Annotated in this window: 1 protein-coding gene and 1 pseudogene; one reads left to right on the plus strand and one right to left on the minus strand. The window is 35.9% G+C overall.

Features of this window, described 5'->3' with window-relative positions:
* Nucleotides 1-181, plus strand: a pseudogene (locus Tmeso_RS15955) (hypothetical protein); the annotation flags it as partial.
* Here Tmeso_RS15955 and Tmeso_RS15960 read toward each other — a convergent pair.
* A partial coding sequence (locus Tmeso_RS15960; protein ID WP_099192893.1) for an N-6 DNA methylase occupies nt 149-463 on the minus strand: 315 nt, incomplete at its 5' end. The pseudogene Tmeso_RS15955 and the gene Tmeso_RS15960 sit on opposite strands and share 33 nt — an antisense overlap.

Below are 463 nucleotides of genomic sequence, written 5' to 3' on the forward strand. Positions count from 1 at the left end.
GATGAACAACGTCATAAGTGAAATTGCCATTTCAGCGCCACGTAGCCTTGAAGAACAGCAGCGTATTTCTGAACTGCTCGCATCAATAGACAACCTTATCACCCTTCATCAGCGTAAGCAAAAAGAGCCCGAAATCGGACTCTTTCACTCAATTTTTAAATATATCAAGAAATTGTTGTAATTCGGCTTGTGTTTCATCATCAGTACCACTCAAATCAGCCATCATCTCAAATAATTTTTGAGTAGAGGTGTCAATTTCAGTTTGAACTTCTTTAAGCTCTTTCGCCACTTCAGCTAACGAGATAGGTTCTTCTTCCTCGAAAGTATCAACATATCTTGGAATATTTAAGTTATACTCATTTTCCTTTATTTCGTCCAAAGTAGCAACATAAGCAGATTTATCAACATTTTCACGGTTTTTATATTTCTCAACAATATGATTAATTTGCTCATCCGAAAGAAT

It is taken from the genome of Tepidibacter mesophilus (assembly GCF_002724055.1).
Lineage (GTDB): Bacteria > Bacillota > Clostridia > Peptostreptococcales > Peptostreptococcaceae > Tepidibacter_A > Tepidibacter_A mesophilus.